The 17,693-nt window shown below is 35.1% G+C and carries 19 protein-coding genes and 1 riboswitch; of the genes, 13 read left to right on the forward strand and 6 right to left on the reverse strand.

Features of this window, described 5'->3' with window-relative positions; all coding sequences use genetic code 11:
* Window positions 1-441: 441 nt before the first annotated feature.
* The gene (locus ACUN0F_RS01995; RefSeq protein WP_001273921.1) at window positions 442-1,419 is read right to left on the reverse strand and encodes a LacI family DNA-binding transcriptional regulator; all 978 of its coding nucleotides are present in this window, start codon (window positions 1,417-1,419) and stop codon (window positions 442-444) included.
* 305 nt (window positions 1,420-1,724) lie between these two features.
* Here ACUN0F_RS01995 and ACUN0F_RS02000 point away from each other — a divergent pair, with 305 nt between their 5' ends.
* Entirely contained in the window at window positions 1,725-1,820 is a 96-nt protein-coding gene (locus tag ACUN0F_RS02000) for a DUF3948 family protein (protein ID WP_001060007.1), read from the forward strand.
* Window positions 1,821-1,893: 73 nt separating this feature from the next.
* On the opposite strand, the gene ACUN0F_RS02005 is transcribed toward ACUN0F_RS02000, so the two are convergent.
* A complete protein-coding gene (locus tag ACUN0F_RS02005) occupies window positions 1,894-2,499 on the reverse strand; it encodes a lysophospholipid acyltransferase family protein (protein ID WP_000277788.1) in 606 nt (201 codons plus the stop codon).
* A gap of 336 nt (window positions 2,500-2,835) precedes the next feature.
* Between ACUN0F_RS02005 and ACUN0F_RS02010 the strand changes: the two genes are divergently transcribed.
* From ACUN0F_RS02010 to ACUN0F_RS02020, 3 genes are all read left to right on the forward strand, one after another.
* Window positions 2,836-2,931 (forward strand): DUF3948 family protein, encoded by a 96-nt coding sequence (locus ACUN0F_RS02010; protein WP_001060011.1) that lies wholly within the window; start codon window positions 2,836-2,838, stop codon window positions 2,929-2,931.
* A gap of 117 nt (window positions 2,932-3,048) precedes the next feature.
* Window positions 3,049-3,345, forward strand: coding sequence for a transposase (locus ACUN0F_RS02015; RefSeq protein WP_445539080.1), 297 nt, complete (start codon window positions 3,049-3,051; stop codon window positions 3,343-3,345).
* An 8-nt stretch (window positions 3,346-3,353) separates the two neighbouring features.
* The gene (locus tag ACUN0F_RS02020; protein ID WP_445539081.1) at window positions 3,354-4,235 is read left to right on the forward strand and encodes an IS3 family transposase; all 882 of its coding nucleotides are present in this window, start codon (window positions 3,354-3,356) and stop codon (window positions 4,233-4,235) included.
* A gap of 60 nt (window positions 4,236-4,295) precedes the next feature.
* Here ACUN0F_RS02020 and ACUN0F_RS02025 read toward each other — a convergent pair whose 3' ends face one another.
* Together ACUN0F_RS02025 and ACUN0F_RS02030 are read right to left on the reverse strand one after the other, a co-directional pair.
* Entirely contained in the window at window positions 4,296-4,436 is a 141-nt protein-coding gene (locus tag ACUN0F_RS02025) for a YrzO family protein (RefSeq protein WP_000894068.1), read from the reverse strand.
* 21 nt (window positions 4,437-4,457) lie between these two features.
* Entirely contained in the window at window positions 4,458-5,426 is a 969-nt protein-coding gene (locus tag ACUN0F_RS02030; RefSeq protein ID WP_046956649.1) for a DMT family transporter, read from the reverse strand.
* 127 nt (window positions 5,427-5,553) lie between these two features.
* On the opposite strand from ACUN0F_RS02030, the gene ACUN0F_RS02035 reads away from it, so the two are divergent.
* Window positions 5,554-6,420, forward strand: a complete 867-nt coding sequence (locus ACUN0F_RS02035; RefSeq protein WP_445539082.1) for a LysR family transcriptional regulator — start codon at window positions 5,554-5,556, stop codon at window positions 6,418-6,420.
* Between the two features lie 255 nt (window positions 6,421-6,675).
* Window positions 6,676-6,777, forward strand: coding sequence for a DUF3948 family protein (locus ACUN0F_RS02040; RefSeq protein WP_001060020.1), 102 nt, complete (start codon window positions 6,676-6,678; stop codon window positions 6,775-6,777).
* 65 nt (window positions 6,778-6,842) lie between these two features.
* Here the strand turns inward: ACUN0F_RS02040 and ACUN0F_RS02045 are convergent, their stop codons facing one another.
* A complete protein-coding gene (locus ACUN0F_RS02045; RefSeq protein ID WP_445540794.1) occupies window positions 6,843-7,790 on the reverse strand; it encodes a substrate-binding domain-containing protein in 948 nt (315 codons plus the stop codon).
* Window positions 7,791-7,924: 134 nt separating this feature from the next.
* Here ACUN0F_RS02045 and modA point away from each other — a divergent pair, with 134 nt between their 5' ends.
* From modA to ACUN0F_RS02080, 7 genes are all read left to right on the forward strand, one after another.
* Window positions 7,925-8,731: a molybdate ABC transporter substrate-binding protein gene (gene modA, locus ACUN0F_RS02050; protein WP_445539083.1), complete on the forward strand. Its 807-nt coding sequence runs from the start codon at window positions 7,925-7,927 to the stop codon at window positions 8,729-8,731.
* Window positions 8,732-8,736: 5 nt separating this feature from the next.
* Window positions 8,737-9,411, forward strand: coding sequence for a molybdate ABC transporter permease subunit (gene modB / locus ACUN0F_RS02055; RefSeq protein ID WP_002070208.1), 675 nt, complete (start codon window positions 8,737-8,739; stop codon window positions 9,409-9,411).
* Between the two features lie 300 nt (window positions 9,412-9,711).
* Window positions 9,712-10,563, forward strand: a complete 852-nt coding sequence (locus tag ACUN0F_RS02060; RefSeq protein ID WP_000353549.1) for a GRP family sugar transporter — start codon at window positions 9,712-9,714, stop codon at window positions 10,561-10,563.
* A 212-nt stretch (window positions 10,564-10,775) separates the two neighbouring features.
* Entirely contained in the window at window positions 10,776-11,579 is an 804-nt protein-coding gene (gene proC / locus ACUN0F_RS02065; protein WP_445539084.1) for a pyrroline-5-carboxylate reductase, read from the forward strand.
* A gap of 1 nt (window position 11,580) precedes the next feature.
* Window positions 11,581-12,414: an aldo/keto reductase gene (locus ACUN0F_RS02070; RefSeq protein WP_001054820.1), complete on the forward strand. Its 834-nt coding sequence runs from the start codon at window positions 11,581-11,583 to the stop codon at window positions 12,412-12,414.
* 153 nt (window positions 12,415-12,567) lie between these two features.
* Window positions 12,568-12,672: riboswitch (SAM riboswitch) on the forward strand.
* A gap of 132 nt (window positions 12,673-12,804) precedes the next feature.
* Window positions 12,805-14,445: a peptide ABC transporter substrate-binding protein gene (locus tag ACUN0F_RS02075; protein ID WP_445539085.1), complete on the forward strand. Its 1,641-nt coding sequence runs from the start codon at window positions 12,805-12,807 to the stop codon at window positions 14,443-14,445.
* A gap of 386 nt (window positions 14,446-14,831) precedes the next feature.
* A complete protein-coding gene (locus tag ACUN0F_RS02080; protein ID WP_445539086.1) occupies window positions 14,832-16,460 on the forward strand; it encodes a peptide ABC transporter substrate-binding protein in 1,629 nt (542 codons plus the stop codon).
* Between the two features lie 42 nt (window positions 16,461-16,502).
* On the opposite strand, the gene ACUN0F_RS02085 is transcribed toward ACUN0F_RS02080, so the two are convergent.
* Window positions 16,503-17,594, reverse strand: a complete 1,092-nt coding sequence (locus tag ACUN0F_RS02085) for a YhgE/Pip domain-containing protein (RefSeq protein WP_445539087.1) — start codon at window positions 17,592-17,594, stop codon at window positions 16,503-16,505.
* Window positions 17,595-17,693: the final 99 nt, after the last annotated feature.

The following is a 17,693-nucleotide window of genomic DNA, read 5'->3' on the forward strand; positions in this document are numbered from 1 at the left end:
CTCTCGTCAGTTATACGAGATAGTCGTTGAACGTTCATCTTATCCATTTTGACTTAGATGATTCGAGGCGGAAGACCCATTGCTCTAGTGTTTAGGATTTAACCATGCACCATCTGATTGATTTTTTCTGCTTTCGCAACATTCACGCTCACCATTTCTAGACACGTTGTAGTTCAATCAGCTTTAGGGATTGCCCGCAGTTAACCCTCACTACTAGCCAATCACTTGACTAGCAGGGCTTACTGATATATTTAATTAACTTTCGTTATAATTGGTTAAATAAATCGTAACAGTTAGTTACCCTCCAAATACTATTCTTGAAAAGAATCCATGGATTATTACAGACCGGTGTAACTCCTTTATAAAGTATGAAACGCGTTTCCTGTCAAAGATATTTCAAAAAAATAATCCGTTATGCAACTTACACATAACGGATTAAAACTAAACGGTAGAGCGTTCCACAAGTTCATATGGAATTTCCACCTTTTCTTGTTTAGAACTTTCATCACGTATTTGCCTGTAAAACATTTCAAAGGCCTTTTTACCTATTTCCTTTAAATTTTGATCAATGGTTGTAAGTTGTAACACTTGCGAAATAGGTTGATTATCAAAGCCAATAATCGCTAAATCCTCAGGAACTTGAATACCTAATTTTTCAGCTTCTGTCATAACCCCAATCGCAACTTCATCTCCTGCTACTATTAATGCTTCGGGAAGATGCTGCATCCCCTTTAATTTATGAGCCACTTTCACACCATCTTCTAATGTAAAACATTCTGTAAAAATCCATTCTTCATTCACTTCTTCATCTATAGATTGCAATTGCTGTTTATAAACATCAAAACGTTTTTGACTACTCGGACCTAATTTCCTTCCCGTACAATAACCAATTTTTTTATAACTTTTCTCAATCAAATAATCCATTCCTAATTGAAAAGCTGCCGAATGGTTCGTATATACACTTGAGATATTTGAAATATCATTATCTTCACAAGCAACGATTGTCCCATAGGAAGCATACGGCTCTATCGTTTCCCAATCATTCGCACGAGAACAAATAATAAGGCCATCCAATTGTTTTGTTTTTAACATATGTAAACTTTTCATTTCTTCTTTTTTATTATAATTCGTTTGGCAAAGTAGCACTCTGTAATTATGAGCTAACGCCACCTCCATCATCCCGCCCACCATCGCATCAAAACATGGATGATTAATATACGGTAAAATCACACCAACAATATTCGTTTTCCCTTTTGATAAATGAACGGCATTTGCGTTTTGTGAGTAATTCAACTTCTCAACTATCTCCATAACCGCTTTCCTTTTTTCTTCACTTACATATGGATGATCATTCAATACTCTCGAAACAGTCGTAACTGAAACTCCCGCCATCTTTGCAATATCTTTAATATTAGCCATACACTCACCTCTACTTTTAACTTAATGAATTCCATGAACATATGTCAAACTTTCTCATCATTACGCCTTCATTCGTTTTTCTTACAAAAGTGTAATTTTCCTGTAAGCTAATTCGATAGTTACTCTCTGCTTTTTTTCATACAATTAAGTCAGAAACAGGGCAACAATTATTCGAAAAGGAGCGGATTCATATGATGAACAAAATGAAATCAAACAATTTTTTAAATACAATGGGCATGGTATTTTCCGCTCTAATCAATGCTAAAGCTGTTGCTTCTACATTAAACAAGTAAGGAGAATGTATGATGAATAACATCACTTTTAACAAATTAGATTTTTTAGGACTAGCTAGTGGCTCTCTTCTTCTTACTGCTTTTATTTACGCCGCTACGCTTGTATAACTTTTGTGTCCCCTTTCCCCTTTATTATAAATAGTAATAGAAAAGACGACCGTCTATGCCCGGTCGTCTTTTCTTACTTTTGATTTGATTGCAAAGTTTCCTTTAGCTCATCAAACTTCTCATTTAATTGATCTGTCATCATTTTCATAGCTGTCTTTCGATCTATTTGTTCTTCCGCATCAATTTGAATTGGATCTCCAAAAATTAATTGTGCCTTTTTCCCTTTTATTAATTCTTTTACACTTGATGGACCAACATAAGCTGCCGGTACTAACGGGACATTAGAACGCAATGCAATCGTAACAGCCCCAGCTTTTAATGAAACGTCTTCTGTTGATCGTGTCCCACTCGGAAAAATCCCTACTACTTTCCCTTCTTTTAATAGGCGTGACGGAATTTTGAGTGTACTCGGTCCTGGATTCGCACGATCTACAGGGAATGCATTCACATTTTTAAAGAACCAATTTTTGAACTTCCCTTCAAATAACTCTTTTTTTGCCATGTAATGAATTTGGGTCGGGTACATCCCTGTAGCTAACATTAATACATCCATAAAACTTGTATGTGTACACGCAACAACATATGGGCCGCCTTCTGGTAACTTTTCTCTTCCTTGCACTTCTACTTTCCCAGCTGTTTTAAATATATATTTTAACAAAAATGTAATTGGTTTATACATTTGTTTCGTTCCTTTCTGAACATCCGAATTATAGTCATTCTCTTACAATGATTATAACACTAAGTTTTAGGAGTTGGTAATAAAAATAAGTATTAATTGTTAAATTTCAATTCTTACAAAAGTGTAATTTTCTTGTAAGCTAATTCGATAGTTACTTCCCCAAATATTTCATACAATTAAGTCAGAAAGAAACAACAACTATTCGAAAAGGAGCGGATTCATATGATGAACAAAATGAAATCAAACAATTTCTTAAACACAATGGGCATGGTATTTTCCGCTCTAATCGACGCAAAAGCTGTTGCTTCTACATTAAACAAGTAAGGAGAATTCATGATGAATAACATCACTTTTAACAAATTAGATTTTTTAGGATTAGCTAGCAGCTCTCTTCTTCTTACTGCTTTTATTTACGCTGCTACGCTTGTATAACTTTGTGTCCCCTTTCCCCTTTATATAGAAAAAGACGACCGTCTATGATATGATCCCCTTATAGTAGACAGAAAAAAGAAAGCACATTAATCTGTTTACTATGGAGGGGATTTTTCTATGGGTAAAATTCGAGTAACTTATGATATGGAATTCAAGAAGAAAGCAGTAGATTTATATATAAAAGAAGGAATGGGCTATAAAACTGTTGCCAAGGAATTAGGAATTGATCACTCGGTCGTAAGGCGTTGGGTGAAATACTTTGAAGCCGAAGGAATCAAAGGGCTAGAAGAAAAACGTGGTAAAGCGAAAGGATCCGGTTTAGGCAGACCAAGAACGAAGCCAGAAGATCCAGAAGCAAAGATAAAACGATTAGAAGCGGAAAATGAAATGCTAAAAAAGCTCTTAAAGATGTAAAAGGAGGAATGGAAGCTGTATCCAAAACGAAAAAATTTGAAATTATCCATGAGATGATAAACACAGGGCACACGGTTATCATGTTATGCGAGATTGCTGGTGTAACCAGAGGTGGATATTACAAATGGGTAAAGCGGTATTCAGCACCTTCTGAAAAACAATTGGAGGATGCTGAAATCAAGAAAAAGATTGTAACGTGCTATAAAAAACTGAAAGGAATTTATGGCTACAGAAGAATACAAGTTTGGTTGAAAATCACCTATAATCTTCATATTAATCATAAACGAGTACAGAGACTTATGAAGGAATTAGGTATCAGATCCGTTATTAGGAGAAAACGTCCTTATTACGGAAAGAAAGAAGCCTATGTGATTTCAGATAACCATCTAAACAGAGATTTTCAAGCTTCCAAACCGAATGAGAAATGGGTAACAGACATTACTTACTTAATTTTCAATGGACAGAGACTATATTTATCCGCGATTAAAGATCTATACAATCATGAAATTGTCGCCTATGAAATCAGCCGTAGAAACGACTTGAAGCTTGTGTTAGATACCCTGAAAAAGGCAAGAAAAAAACGAAATGCAAAAGGAATTCTTTTACACAGTGATCAAGGGTTTCAATATACATCTCGACAATATAACCAATTACTAAAAAAATATCAAATGAAGGCAAGCATGTCACGAAAGGGAAATTGTTGGGACAATGCTTGTATAGAAAACTTCTTTAGTCATTTCAAGTCAGAGTGTTTCCATTTATACTCTTTCCGTAAGGCTGATGAGGTGAAAGTTGCCGTGCGCAAATATATGTACTTTTATAATTATCAAAGATTTCAAAAGAAATTAAATAACCTGAGTCCATATAAATATAGAACTCAGGTTGCTTAATTGTGCTTTTTAAAGACTGTCTACTTGACAGGGGTCACTTCACTATGCCCGGTCGTCTTTTTACATTTTTCTTTCTTTTAACTCTTTTAAAAGCTGTATCATTTCAGCTTGTTGTTTTATCTTCTTACGACCATTTCGGTTAATTGCTGCAAGCTCACAAGCAACTCCGACGGCGAAGAAAAACAATAAACTTTCTAACATGTGAAATCCTCCAATTGCCTATTAAACAGCTTGACGTAATTGCTCTTCTTGTAAAATTCGCTTGTTTATATTTTCTTCTTTTCTCTGACAAACGTTATTGCGAATAAGTGCTGCAATAACAAGTAAAGTCCCTATAATATCAAAAATCGTTATTCGATATCCTTGCATCATCATAATAACTAAAGTCGTAATCGGTACAAAATTAATAAATAAAATCCCATTAATGGACGATAAAATTTTCACACCATAGTTCCAAGCAAGTAACGCTACGATACCTGGTAATGTCATCATAAACAATAAATCATATTTCACGATAGAAATCGTTCCCATACTCGGAACCGATACGTATCCAAACGATGTAATGATTACAGTTATAATCCCTGTGACAGTCGTACCGAATACACAAGTCAACGTAGAATAACGTAATGTTGACCAATCGCTACACGTTTGACCACCCATCGTATAAATCACCCATCCTACAACCCCAACAAATATAAAGGCCAGCGAAAACACGTTATCTTTCAATGTTAAAAAGAAACTCATATCACCTTTCGTAATAACGAATATAGCTCCTACAAAAGCGATAATCATACTCGTTATCATATACTTTTTCGGTTTTACATGCTTATAGCCCCATAGAATACAAATAGAAATCATCGGCATAAGTGCTTCCATAATGGAGGCTACCATCACGCCTGATTTTCCCATTAACATTTGACCTAAAAATATAAGTACATTATATACAGTAAACGCCATCGTTCCGAAAAAGACGAGTAACTTTCCTCTTCCCTCTAAACGAAATGCCTGCTTTCCTTCTTTCGCTAACAACAATACAATCAGTACGATTGCCACCGCTCCATAGCGAATAAGCGAAAAATAAAATGGATCTATGTATTCTAGCGCATGATCAGCAACCGGAAACATTGCTCCCCACGACATACTTGCAATTAAACACGCTAAAGCCCCTATTATCATTTGACCTTTTTTCACCACAATCCCCCACTTCTTTCTATTTGCACAAAGAGAATTGTAAAAGAAAAAATATATCACGTAAAATGATTCAAAATGATGTTAACTATCACTTATAATGATAGTTAACATCAAGGAGGAGCATAAAATGGAATTAAGAGACTTACAAATCTTCCAAAGCGTTGCCGAACAAGGCAGTGTAAGTAGCGCAGCAAAGGAATTAAACTATGTACAATCAAATGTCACCGCGCGTATTAAACAACTAGAAAATGAACTGAAAACACCGCTCTTTTATCGTCATAAACGAGGCATGACTTTAACAGCTGAAGGAAGAAAAATGCTCGTTTATGTTAATAAAATTTTGCAAGATGTTGATGAGCTAAAACAAGTATTTTTAGATAGTGAAACACCCTCCGGTATATTAAAAATCGGTACAGTCGAAACAGTAAGTACATTACCTACTATTTTATCTTCTTACTATAAAAGCTATCCGAATGTCGATTTATCATTACAAGCAGGTCTAACAGAAGAATTGATTAGGGAAGTACTTAATCATCAATTAGATGGTGCCTTTATATCAGGTCCTATTAAACATCCACTAATCGAACAATACGATGTTAGTAAAGAGAAATTAATGCTTGTAACACAAAATAAAGCTTTTTATATAGAAGAATTTACAACAACGCCCCTACTCGTTTTTAATCAAGGATGTGGATACCGTTCGAAACTAGAACGATGGCTTAAAGATGAAGGTTTGCTCCCAAAAAGAATTATGGAATTTAATATATTAGAGACAATATTAAACAGTGTTGCACTCGGCCTTGGAATTACACTCGTACCACAGTCTGCTGTCCACCATCTTTCTAAAGCTGGTAAAGTACATTGTCATGCAATCCCTGAAAAATATGGTAGTATTTCAACGGTTTTCATACGCCGTAAAGATAGCTATATGACGAATTCAATGCGTAGCTTTTTAAAAACAATTGAAGAGCATCATCATATCAATATGCTTTAAAAGACATTCTTACGCGAATGTCTTTTTTTCTTACAAAAGTGTAAGCCTTCCGTAAGCTAATTCGATAGTTGCAGGCGATCATATTTCCTATAATTAAGACATAAAGCAGGGCAACAACAATTCGAAAAGGAGCGGATACGCATGATGAACAAAATGAAATCAAACAAATTTTTAAATACAATGGGCATGGTGCTATCCGCACTTGTCGATGCAAAAGCTGTTGCAACTACATTAAACAAATAAGGAGAGATTATAATGAACAACATTACTTTCAACAAATCAGACTTTATCGGACTTGCAAGTGGAGCTACTCTTCTTACGGCCTTCATTTATACACTTGCTCAAAGTCTTGTTTAATACTTTGTTTCCCCAAACCCCTTTATATATAGAAAAAGCTGCTTGTCTTATAGACAAGCAGCTTTTTAGTTTGTTTCATATATAATTTGACCTGTTTTCGTCATATCGTATCCGCCAATCGCTTTTAATTCATTATGAAATTCTTCCGATTGCAAAATATCTTTCACGACATCAATCAGCTCTTCATTTTCTTTATTCTTCAAAATCACTAAATCATACTGTTCCTTCATGATTGGAATAAAGTCTACATTTACAATCTGTGAAACCTTTTCTGAACCTACTCCTACATCAGCTTTTCCATTTGCGACTTGCGTGGCAACACCAAGGTGATTTGATTCTTCCCATTCATATCCACTAATACGTTCTTTATTTAACTTTTGAATTCGCAATTGTTCATCCACTAATACCCTAATACCTGAACCTTTTTCTCGATTTACAAATCGTATAGATGATTGAGATAAATCATCCCATGTTTTTATATTTTTCGGATTTTCCTTTTGCACATAAAACCCAACGTTCCTTGCTAATAAATTAATCATAGTACACGGTTGTCCAACTAAAATACGTTTTACGTAAGGAACATTATATGTACCCGTTTCTCCATCAAACAAATGAAGACTAACGATACTTCCTTCTCCTTGATACATTTTTATTAAACTCGTTAAACTACCTTGATATGCCCTTAATATATTTGAACCTATCAGGCGATTTTCTATACGTTTTGCCAACATATCTAACGTTAGTTCTTGTCCGCTAATAATACATGTATCCAAGCCTCTACTATCTTCGCTCTTTACAGGCGTACCTTGTATTCTCCCTGTTTTCATTTGCTTTATATATTGTTCTAAATCCGTTGCATCAATGCGCATCTGTCTACCGATTCTATAAGAAGGCAGTTCTCCTTTTTTAATTAGATCGTATACAGTTAATTTTGATACTTTTAATCGCTTCGCTACTTCTTCCGTTGTGTAGGAATGATGATCCATAGACGATTCCTCACTTTCTTCCTTCATTGTAACAAAGAAAAGAATTTTTCTCCTATATTTTAAAAACAACTACATCGTTCAAATTATATTCAATTATAACTAGTTATAATTAGTTATAATTAGTTATAATTGAATATATCAAAACGAAAGGGGATTTTTTTATGAACAAGTTTACATTACGATCCATCGGAGCACTTATACTTTCTTTTCTTCTTTTATTTAGCGTTGCATGTACAAGCGGAGATAAGAAAGAGAAATCAACTGCTAAAGAAGGAAAAACAGTTGAACTTACTATATCAGCTGCTGCAAGCTTACAAGATGCACTAAAAGAAATTGAAACAAAATATAAAGAAACAGAACCTAATATTAAGCTTTCTTTTAACTTCGGTGCTTCTGGTGCACTTCAACAACAAATTGAACAAGGTGCACCTGCTGATTTATTCTTCTCAGCAGCCGAAGATAAATTCCAAGCTCTTGTTAAAAAAGGATTCATTAATGAAAAAGAAGGGAAAAATCTTCTTGGAAATGAACTCGTTCTAGTTGTCCCAAAAGATAGTTCTCTTACAAAAATTCAAGATTTAAAAGATGAAAAAATTAAGAAAATCGCACTTGGTACACCTGAATCAGTACCTGCTGGAAAATATGCAAAGGCTTCTCTCACACATGAAAATCTATGGAATGATATTCAAAATAAAATCGTATTTACAAAAGATGTTCGCCAAGTGTTAACATATGTAGAAACAGGTAATGTCGATGCTGGCATTGTATACAAAACAGATGCTCTTATTTCAAACAAAGTAAAGATTGGAGAGACAGCAGCAGCGACTTCTCATGAGCCAGTTCACTATCCTTTAGGTGTTATAAAAGAATCTAAGCACAAGAAAGAGGCGACTTCATTTTATGAGTATTTGCAGTCAAAAGATGCACAATCTATCTTTAAGAAATATGGATTTACAGTCCTATCATAATTGCCATGAGCTTTGATGCTATTTTGTCACCAATCTTTCTATCTTTACGAGTAGCTGCATGCGCCACCATCATCGTTACAATTTTAGGAACGATAATCGGACGGGCTTTAGCACGCTCTTCATGGCGATATAAAGTTATATTAGAAACAATTTTCTTATTACCAATGGTACTTCCACCAACTGTAATTGGTTTTTTTCTCATTATCATTTTCGGAAATAATAGTCCCATTGGAATGTGGATAGAATCATTGTTTCAGCAGTCTATTATGTTCACATCTACTGCTGCGATCATCGCTTCTACAGTTGTTGCATTTCCGCTTATGTACCAATCAGCAAAAACAGGATTTTCTATCGCAAATGTACAAATTGAAGAAAGCGCTCGTGATCTTGGTGCAAGTGAATATCAAGTTTTTCTACACGTCACACTTCCGCTTGCATTTCCCGCCTTACTAAGCGGAATGATTTTAAGCTTTGTTCGTGCACTAGGGGAATTTGGTGCTACGCTCATGTTTGCCGGAAATATTCCTGGTAAAACACAGACAATCCCAACTGCAATTTATATGGCGATTGATGCAAGTAATATGCAACTCGCTTGGACACTAGTAGTTATCACTATTAGTATGTCACTCCTATTTCTGCTATGTATTCAGCTTATTAATAAAAGAATCACTAACTCTTAAAGCAGCTTCTGCCGAAGCTGCTTCTTTATTTCTTAGGAAATAAAATATACTAGCGGGAAATAACTGAATTTTACCTTTTATTAAAATATACATTTTATTTGAATTCACTTTCTAAAATAGGCAATTTCCTGTTATTATATGGAGGTGTTTCAAAAAATGAAGAAATGAAAACGCATTTATATCGTGAATTCTTCATCCTGTTTTAGCAATCGGTAATCTTCTACTCTATTAGTGGGGCATTACCGATCGTTAGAACGATATGTAATTATATTGGTATAGAAAACCGAAGGGAGTCTTGTAATGGACATTTTATTAGCGCTTCTTCCTGCAATTGCATGGGGAAACATCTTATTAGTAAGCGTAAAAATGGGCGGTGGTGCATATAGCCAAACGGTAGGTATGACAATCGGTGCTCTATTCTTCGCAACAATTATGTATGTATTTACTCAACCAGCTTTAACAATGACAGTCTTGATTGTTGGTTTTATTTCAGGTTTATTCTGGGCATTAGGACAAGTAAACCAATTAAAAACAGTTGAAAAACTAGGTGTTTCAACTACTGTAACGATTTCTACTGGTATGCAACTTGTTGCAACTTCTATCTTTGGGGTTATCGCTTTCCGTGAGTGGACTACTACAACGACGATTGTTCTGGGAACGATTGCAATCCTATTAATTGTAGTTGGTGTTGTATTCACATCACTAGATGACAAAGAAAATGCACAGCCACCAGGACAATTGAAAAAAGGACTTCTTACTTTAATTGTTTCTACTTTCGGCTACCTTGTATATGTAATTATTATTCGTTGGTATAATATCGATGGTTGGTCTGCTATTTTACCACAAGCAGTTGGTATGTTTGTTGGTGCGGTTGTACTGACATCTAAACATAAGCCATTTAATAAATATGCAATCCGTAATGCTTTATCTGGTTTACTATGGGGAACTGGAAACTTATTCTTACTTCTTTCATTACCACGTGTCGGAGTAGCAACAAGCTTCCCATTATCTCAAACTGGAATCGTTATCTCAACATTCGGTGCGATTGTCTTCTTAGGCGAAAAGAAAACAAAACGTCAATTGATCTTTATTGCACTAGGTAGTGTTTTAATTATCGGCGGCGCTGTATTGTTAGGTATGACAAAAGCATAAACTTATAATCTATTAATCCCTGAAGCAATTATGCTTCAGGGATTTTTTATTACAACTATTTTTTAAATATAATAATCTTTATAGCCTTATTTGTATCACCTCTCCTCCCTCCCATTCCATTCTTTTCACGATAAGTCTTTTCTTTTTACAAAATTCTCTTAAAAATGGTATCGTTTTTTATAACATATCTCCACTAGAAAGGAATAAAGGATATGCTAACTAAACATCGAATTCTATTTATTGGTGCTGGTCGTATGGCAGAAGCTATATTTTCCGGATTACTTAAAACAAGCAAAGAATACATCGAAGAAATTATCGTTTCTAACCGAAGCAACGTAGAAAAGCTAGAACAATTACAAGCACGATATAATGTGTCTACTGCAACAGATTGGAAGCAGCATGTTACATCTGTTGATACGATTGTTTTAGCAATGCCACCTTCTGCACATGAAGAATTATTAGCAGAATTATCTCCGTTACTATCGAATCAACTTGTCGTAACGGTAGCCGCTGGCATTGGCCCATCTTATTTAGAAGAAAGACTTCCCGGGGGAACACCTGTTGCTTGGATTATGCCAAACACAGCTGCTGAAATTGGCAAGTCTATCTCCTTATATACAACGGGACGATCAGTAAACGAGATGCATCAAGAAACCCTGCAACTGCTTTTAAGAGGCATTGGTACTTCGCAACTTTGCACTGAAGAGGAAGTTCATCAGCTAACTGCAGTTACTGGAAGTGCACCAGCTTTCCTTTATTACTTTGCTGAAAGCTTAATTGAAGCAACAAAAAGTTATGGAGTCGATGAAGCAACTGCCAAACACCTTGTCATTCAAATGATTTCTGGCTCTGCTTCTATGCTTGAACAAACGCAAGATCCAGCTAACCTCCGCGAACAAGTAACAACACCAGGTGGTTCCACAGCTGAGGGTCTCAAAGCTTTATATGAATATAATTTTTCAGAGGCAATTCAAAAAGCAGTAGAAGCAACAAACAAAAAAGCTAGGGGGAAATAATATGAATTTAACAAGTTTAAAAGACTATACAACATTACATAACGGTGTAAAAATGCCTTGGTTCGGTTTAGGTGTTTTTAAAGTAGAAGATGGTTCAGAAGTAATTGAATCTGTAAAAGCAGCAATTAAAAATGGCTACCGCAGCATTGATACTGCCGCAATTTACCAAAACGAAGAAGGCGTTGGACAAGCGATCCGTGAATCAGGTGTTTCACGTGAAGAATTATTCATTACATCAAAAGTATGGAATAGCGATCAAGGGTATGAAACGACACTTCGAGCATTTGAGACTACATTAGAGAAATTAGGTCTAGAATATTTAGATTTATATTTAGTACATTGGCCTGTAAAAGGGAAATATACTGAATCATGGAAAGCGTTAGAAAAGCTTTATAAAGATGGCCGTGTTCGCGCTATCGGTGTGAGTAATTTCCATATTCACCACTTACAAGACGTATTTGAAATTGCTGAAATTAAGCCAATGGTCAACCAAGTGGAATACCATCCACGTTTAGCACAAGAAGAATTACACGCTTTCTGTAAAGACCATAATATCCAACTTGAAGCTTGGTCACCATTAATGCAAGGCCAACTGCTAGACAACCCAACATTACAAGACATTGCAACAAAATATAATAAATCAACTGCGCAAATTATTTTACGTTGGGATCTACAAAACGAAGTTGTAACGATCCCTAAATCTATTAAAGAACATCGCATTATTGAAAATGCAAATATATTCGATTTTGAATTAAGTGCTGATGACATGAAAGCAATTCAAGCTCTAAATGAAGATCGTCGCGTTGGTCCAGATCCAGATAACTTTAACTTCTAATAGAAAAACCACTGCCATATGCAGTGGTTTTTCCTGTTAAAGAAAACTGAAAATTTAAACTATATTTCATTTGGTTGACACTTCATTATCCAAGGTGTAAGATTTTGAATTATCAAAGAAACACAAAAATTAATAAAGTTTATTCGTTTACTCATTGTATCAAGAGAGGTGGAGGGACTGGCCCTTTGAAACCTCGGCAACAGGTTCATTTTGAATACTGTGCCACTTCCTGCAAGCTTTGTGCTTGAAAGATAGAATGAGGGACTTCGTTTATATACGGGTGCATAACTTGTACGTAAAAATCCCTCTTTCTCAATACGAAAAGAGGGATTTTTTATTTTTCATTTCCCTCATCATCATCCAAACTTAATTATTTAGGAGGAAAATCAAATGAAAAAGAAGTTTGTACCCGGTATTGCATCAGTTGTAGGAGTAAGTATTTTATTAACTGGTTGCGGTAGTTATAAAAACGAAGCGAGCGGAGCAAATGCAAAAGACGAGGCGCCTAGTAAACAGATTTTAAACTTATCTTCACCTACTGAAATACGAACAATGGATACAGCTCGTGCTACAGATACTGATTCTGGTCAAGTAATGAGAAACGTATTTGAAGGTTTGTATAATCTTGGTGAAGGTAACAAACCTGTCCCTGGTGTTGCAAAATCTCATGAAGTAAGTGGCGATAAAACGAAATACACATTCCATTTACGAGATTCAAAATGGTCAAACGGCACTCCTGTTACAGCGAAAGACTTTGTCTTCGCTTGGCAAAGAGCTGTTGATCCAGCAACAGCCTCTGAATATGCATTTCTATTCTTTGATATTAAAAATGCAACAAAAATTAACAACAAAGAACTTCCAGCCGATCAACTTGGTGTAAAAGCAATTGATGACCATACGTTTGAGGTGGAATTAGAACGTCCTGTTCCGTACTTTATAAGCTTAACAGCTTTCCCAACATTTCTACCAATTAACGAGGAATTCTTTAAAGCACAAGGTGATAAGTATGCGTTAGAAGACAATACAATTTTGTACAACGGAGCTTTTACACTAAGCGATTGGAAGCATGAGCAAAGCTTTAAATTTAAGAAAAACCCTACCTATTGGGATAAAGATACTGTCAAACTGGAAGAAATCAATTTTAACGTCGTAAAAGAAAAATCTACAGAAGTAAATTTATTCGAGTCAAAACAATTAGATCGTATCAAACTAACATCTGACTTCGTTGATAAATATAAAAAGGATGCTAACTTTAAAGAACGGCCAAACGTAGGGGTACAGTTTCTACGTATGAATCAACAAAACAAAGTACTTCAAAACGTTTCTGCACGCCAAGCAATCGATCAAACAATTGATCGAAAATCCTTTGTAAATACGTTATTAAATGACGGCTCTACACCAACCTCTAGTCTCGTGCCGAAAAACTTTGCAAAAGGACCTGACGGAACAGACTTCCGTGCTGCAAACGGCGATTTAACAAAGGTTGATACAAAATCTGCTCAAGAATTATGGAAAAAAGCTAAACAAGAGCTTGGTTCTGAAAAGATAACATTAGAATTATTAACAAGTGATGCTGACCTTGATAAGAAAACTGGTGAGTTCTTAAAAGGACAACTAGAAAAGAATTTAGATGGATTAACAGTAAATATAAAGCCGCAACCACGTAAACAACAAGTTTCACTTTTATTAAAAGGTGACTACGAAATTGGAATTGACGGCTGGAGCCCTGACTTTGCTGATCCAATTACATTCCTTGAGCTATTTACAACGAATAACCCTTACAACTTAGATCATTACTCTAATAAGGAGTTCGATGAAACAATAACAAAAGTGAAAACAACTTTAGCCGGTGATGAAAAGGCTCGCTGGGAAGCATTACTAGCATCCGAGAAAATATTATTTAAAGACTCTGTTATCGCTCCTCTTTACCAAAAAGGCGAATCTTATTTAGAACGTTCTTATGTGAAAGGAATTGTGCAAGTAGACTTTGCAGGTCAATTAAACTTCAAATGGGCACAAATTAAAAAATAAAAGGCAACCTGAATTGAAGTGTTCCTATCCATACCAATTGTTTTATTGGAAAAATGTATTAAAAGCGGATTTCTCAATAGGAGAAAATCCGCTTTTTTAATATATTATTTTTAAAAAATAATACTCCGATTTTATTATTGACATATAGTTCTTTCCAGTGTTAATATTCTAAATAATCAAAGAAACGAAATATTTCACCATCAAAATATAACGTCTACTACGTTGAAACATATAACGATAGATTATAGTTCAACATGTATATACATATAGAACACCTGATTACCTACATGCACATATTTATAATAGGTTTTCTCTTCTTCTATAGATACACTTCAAAACGTGGACATTATGACGTTACGAACAACACATTTAGGGAGGAACGAACAATGAATAAAAAAGTTGTACCTGTTGTTGCATCTGTTTTAGGGGCAAGTCTATTACTAACTGCTTGCGGGGGAAATAAAGATCATGCAAACGGAGCGAAAGCAAATGATAAACAGGCAATTAACTTATCATTCGCTTCAGAAATTCCAACAATGGATGTTGCAAAAGCAACGGATGGGGAATCCATGAACGTAATGCGCAATGTTTTTGAAGGATTATATGCAATGGGAGAAGATAATAAACCAATTCCTGGTGTTGCTGAGTCGGTTGACGTTAGTCCCGATAAAACAAAATATACATTCCACCTGCGTGATTCGAAATGGTCAAACGGTACTCCTGTTACAGCAAAGGACTTCGTCTTCGCTTGGCAACGTACCGTAAATCCTGATACAGCAGCTGAATATGCATTCTTATTCTTCGATATAAAGAATGCGAAACAAATAAACCAAAAACAATTACCGGTTGATCAATTAGGTATTAAAGCTGTTGATGACAAAACTTTAGAAGTACAACTAGACCGTCCTGTTCCCTACTTCTTAAGCTTAACGACATTCTCAACATTCTTACCAATTAATGAAGATTACTTAAAGTCTCAAGGCGATAAATACGGTTTAGAAACAAATCATTTAATTTACAACGGTGCTTTCACATTAGATAACTGGAAACATGAGCAAAGCTTCCAATTGAAGAAGAATCCTAACTATTGGGATGCTAAAACTGTAAAATTAGAAGAAATCAACTTCAATGTCGTTAAAGATAAATCTACAGAAGTTAACTTATACGATTCAGGACAAATTGATCGCGTTGCTTTAACTGCGGAGTTTGTTGATAAATATAAGAGCGATCCAAACTTCAAAGACCGCGCTGAAGTTGGCATTCAATTCTTACGACTCAATCAAAAAAATGAAACATTAAAAAATCAACATGCACGCCTTGCTATTAACGGAGCAATGAATAAAAAAGCATACGTAGAAACAATTTTAAATAACGGTGCTATTCCAGCTGAAGGAATGGTTCCTGCGAAATTCGCAAAGAGCCCAGAAGGTAACGACTTCCGTAAAGAAAACGGAAACCTAGTCAAAGATGATGTGAAAACAGCGAAAGAAAACTGGAAAAAAGCGAAACAAGAACTTGGTACTGACAAAGTAACAATCGAACTATTAACAAGTGATAATGCTTTAGCTAAAAAAACTGGTGAATATTTAAAAGGTGAACTAGAAAAGAACCTAGATGGATTAACAGTGACATTAAAACCACAACCACGTAAACAACAGCTGAAACTACTATTAAGTGGTGACTATGAAATCGGTATTGATGGCTGGGGCCCTGACTTCGCTGACCCAATTACATTCTTAGATTTATTTACAACAGAAAGTGCTTATAACTTCGATAAATACTCTAACAAAGAGTATGATGCGCTCATTCATAAAGTGAAAACAGATTTAGCTGGCGATGAAAAGGCTCGCTTTGAAGCAATGAAGCAAGCTGAAAAAATTCTATTACAAGACGGTGCTGTCGCTCCTTTATACCAACAAGGTCGTTCTTACTTACAACGCTCTTTCATTAAAGGACTTGTAACAACTGACTTCGGCGGTGAATTTAACTACAAGTGGACAGAAGTTGCAAAATAATAAAATAAAAAAGGTATCCAATCGCAGGATACCTTTTTTATTTTATACTTCTTTAACTACATAGCTTCTTCTCTTTACTATTCCTTTTATAGATACAGTAATTACTGCTACCAATTGTGTAACTAATATAATGACTAATAATGAAATAATATTTTTCTCTAAACTTACTCCCCCAAATATTATTGTATAATAGCCATTCGCTGCATATGTTGCGGGAAATAATTCGCCGATTGTTTCATATGTTTTAGAAAGCATCTCATGCGGTACAATTACACCCGAACTTACAAGTTGTAGCGATAGTGAAATTATATTAAAGATCATACCTGCATTTCCAAACACAGTTAGAAACATTTGTGTTAATGAAAGAAATGCGAAGAAGACTATTGCTTGAAACACCCATATACTCCCTACTGTTTCGTGCATCTCAATTTGGAAGCCTTTCATCAAACCAATTGTAATACATGCAAGTAAAATTGATACTGTACCGTTTATGATTTGTCTTGATAAGAAATTACTCCAACCGCCCTTTACTTCTTTTGCAACTTTTGATAGTTCCATACTCATTATCATTGCTCCTACAAATGAAGCTAATACGATCATTAGCGGTACCATATTAACTGAAAATCCTTTTGCATCATTTACTTTATGAACTGTAAAACCAATTGAATCTTCGGTTAACCCTTTTATCACTTCTACATTCTCAGGTCCTACAGCTTGTAGCTTTCCGACAATCGCTTGTTTCTTATAACTTGCTATCTCTTTATTTACATTATCTCGAATTTGTTTTGCAGCTCCTTCCATCATTTGCTTTGCCATCATGGCATTCGCTTGATTAATGTGGAAGTTTAAATTTGATTTTCCTGTTTCATTTATATCTTTTGAAAAAGAAGCAGGAATTTTAATAATCATATCGTACACATGGTCATTCATTTCTTTGTTTGCTTTTTCCACAGAACGTTCTGCTTTCACTTGAAATGGTAAATTTCTCTGTAAGCCTTCTGCTATTTTACTACCTATATTTCCATCTTCATTCACAATAGCGATACGCATTTGATCTGCTCTTTCATTCACTCCATCATATGCCGTTAACCACACGCAAAAGAAAATAAGTTGGAATGATAGCGCTACGACCATTCCTACATACGTACCTGGTTTTTTTTAAAACTGTTTTAATGTATCCATCTTCCCGCTCTCCCATTTAGCAAGCAAGTACATACTTGCATTTTATTTTAA

The sequence above is a fragment of the Bacillus sp. 1A genome (genome assembly GCF_052682215.1).

Excerpts from the sequence above, each read along its gene's own strand:
- ACUN0F_RS02005 (WP_000277788.1), bottom strand. The coding sequence starts at position 2,499 with ATGTATAAACCAATTACATTTTTGTTAAAATATATATTTAAAACAGCT.
- ACUN0F_RS02035 (WP_445539082.1), top strand. The coding sequence starts at position 5,554 with ATGGAATTAAGAGACTTACAAATCTTCCAAAGCGTTGCCGAACAAGGC.
- ACUN0F_RS02085 (WP_445539087.1), bottom strand. The coding sequence starts at position 17,594 with ATGGTCGTAGCGCTATCATTCCAACTTATTTTCTTTTGCGTGTGGTTA.
- ACUN0F_RS02000 (WP_001060007.1), top strand. The coding sequence starts at position 1,725 with ATGAATAACATCACTTTTAACAAATTAGATTTTTTAGGACTAGCTAGT.
- modA (WP_445539083.1), top strand. The coding sequence starts at position 7,925 with ATGAACAAGTTTACATTACGATCCATCGGAGCACTTATACTTTCTTTT.
- ACUN0F_RS02045 (WP_445540794.1), bottom strand. The coding sequence starts at position 7,790 with ATGAAGGAAGAAAGTGAGGAATCGTCTATGGATCATCATTCCTACACA.
- ACUN0F_RS01995 (WP_001273921.1), bottom strand. The coding sequence starts at position 1,419 with ATGGCTAATATTAAAGATATTGCAAAGATGGCGGGAGTTTCAGTTACG.
- ACUN0F_RS02060 (WP_000353549.1), top strand. The coding sequence starts at position 9,712 with ATGGACATTTTATTAGCGCTTCTTCCTGCAATTGCATGGGGAAACATC.
- ACUN0F_RS02070 (WP_001054820.1), top strand. The coding sequence starts at position 11,581 with ATGAATTTAACAAGTTTAAAAGACTATACAACATTACATAACGGTGTA.
- modB (WP_002070208.1), top strand. The coding sequence starts at position 8,737 with ATGAGCTTTGATGCTATTTTGTCACCAATCTTTCTATCTTTACGAGTA.
- ACUN0F_RS02010 (WP_001060011.1), top strand. The coding sequence starts at position 2,836 with ATGAATAACATCACTTTTAACAAATTAGATTTTTTAGGATTAGCTAGC.
- ACUN0F_RS02080 (WP_445539086.1), top strand. The coding sequence starts at position 14,832 with ATGAATAAAAAAGTTGTACCTGTTGTTGCATCTGTTTTAGGGGCAAGT.
- ACUN0F_RS02020 (WP_445539081.1), top strand. The coding sequence starts at position 3,354 with ATGGAAGCTGTATCCAAAACGAAAAAATTTGAAATTATCCATGAGATG.
- proC (WP_445539084.1), top strand. The coding sequence starts at position 10,776 with ATGCTAACTAAACATCGAATTCTATTTATTGGTGCTGGTCGTATGGCA.
- ACUN0F_RS02015 (WP_445539080.1), top strand. The coding sequence starts at position 3,049 with ATGGGTAAAATTCGAGTAACTTATGATATGGAATTCAAGAAGAAAGCA.
- ACUN0F_RS02040 (WP_001060020.1), top strand. The coding sequence starts at position 6,676 with ATGAACAACATTACTTTCAACAAATCAGACTTTATCGGACTTGCAAGT.
- ACUN0F_RS02075 (WP_445539085.1), top strand. The coding sequence starts at position 12,805 with ATGAAAAAGAAGTTTGTACCCGGTATTGCATCAGTTGTAGGAGTAAGT.
- ACUN0F_RS02025 (WP_000894068.1), bottom strand. The coding sequence starts at position 4,436 with ATGTTAGAAAGTTTATTGTTTTTCTTCGCCGTCGGAGTTGCTTGTGAG.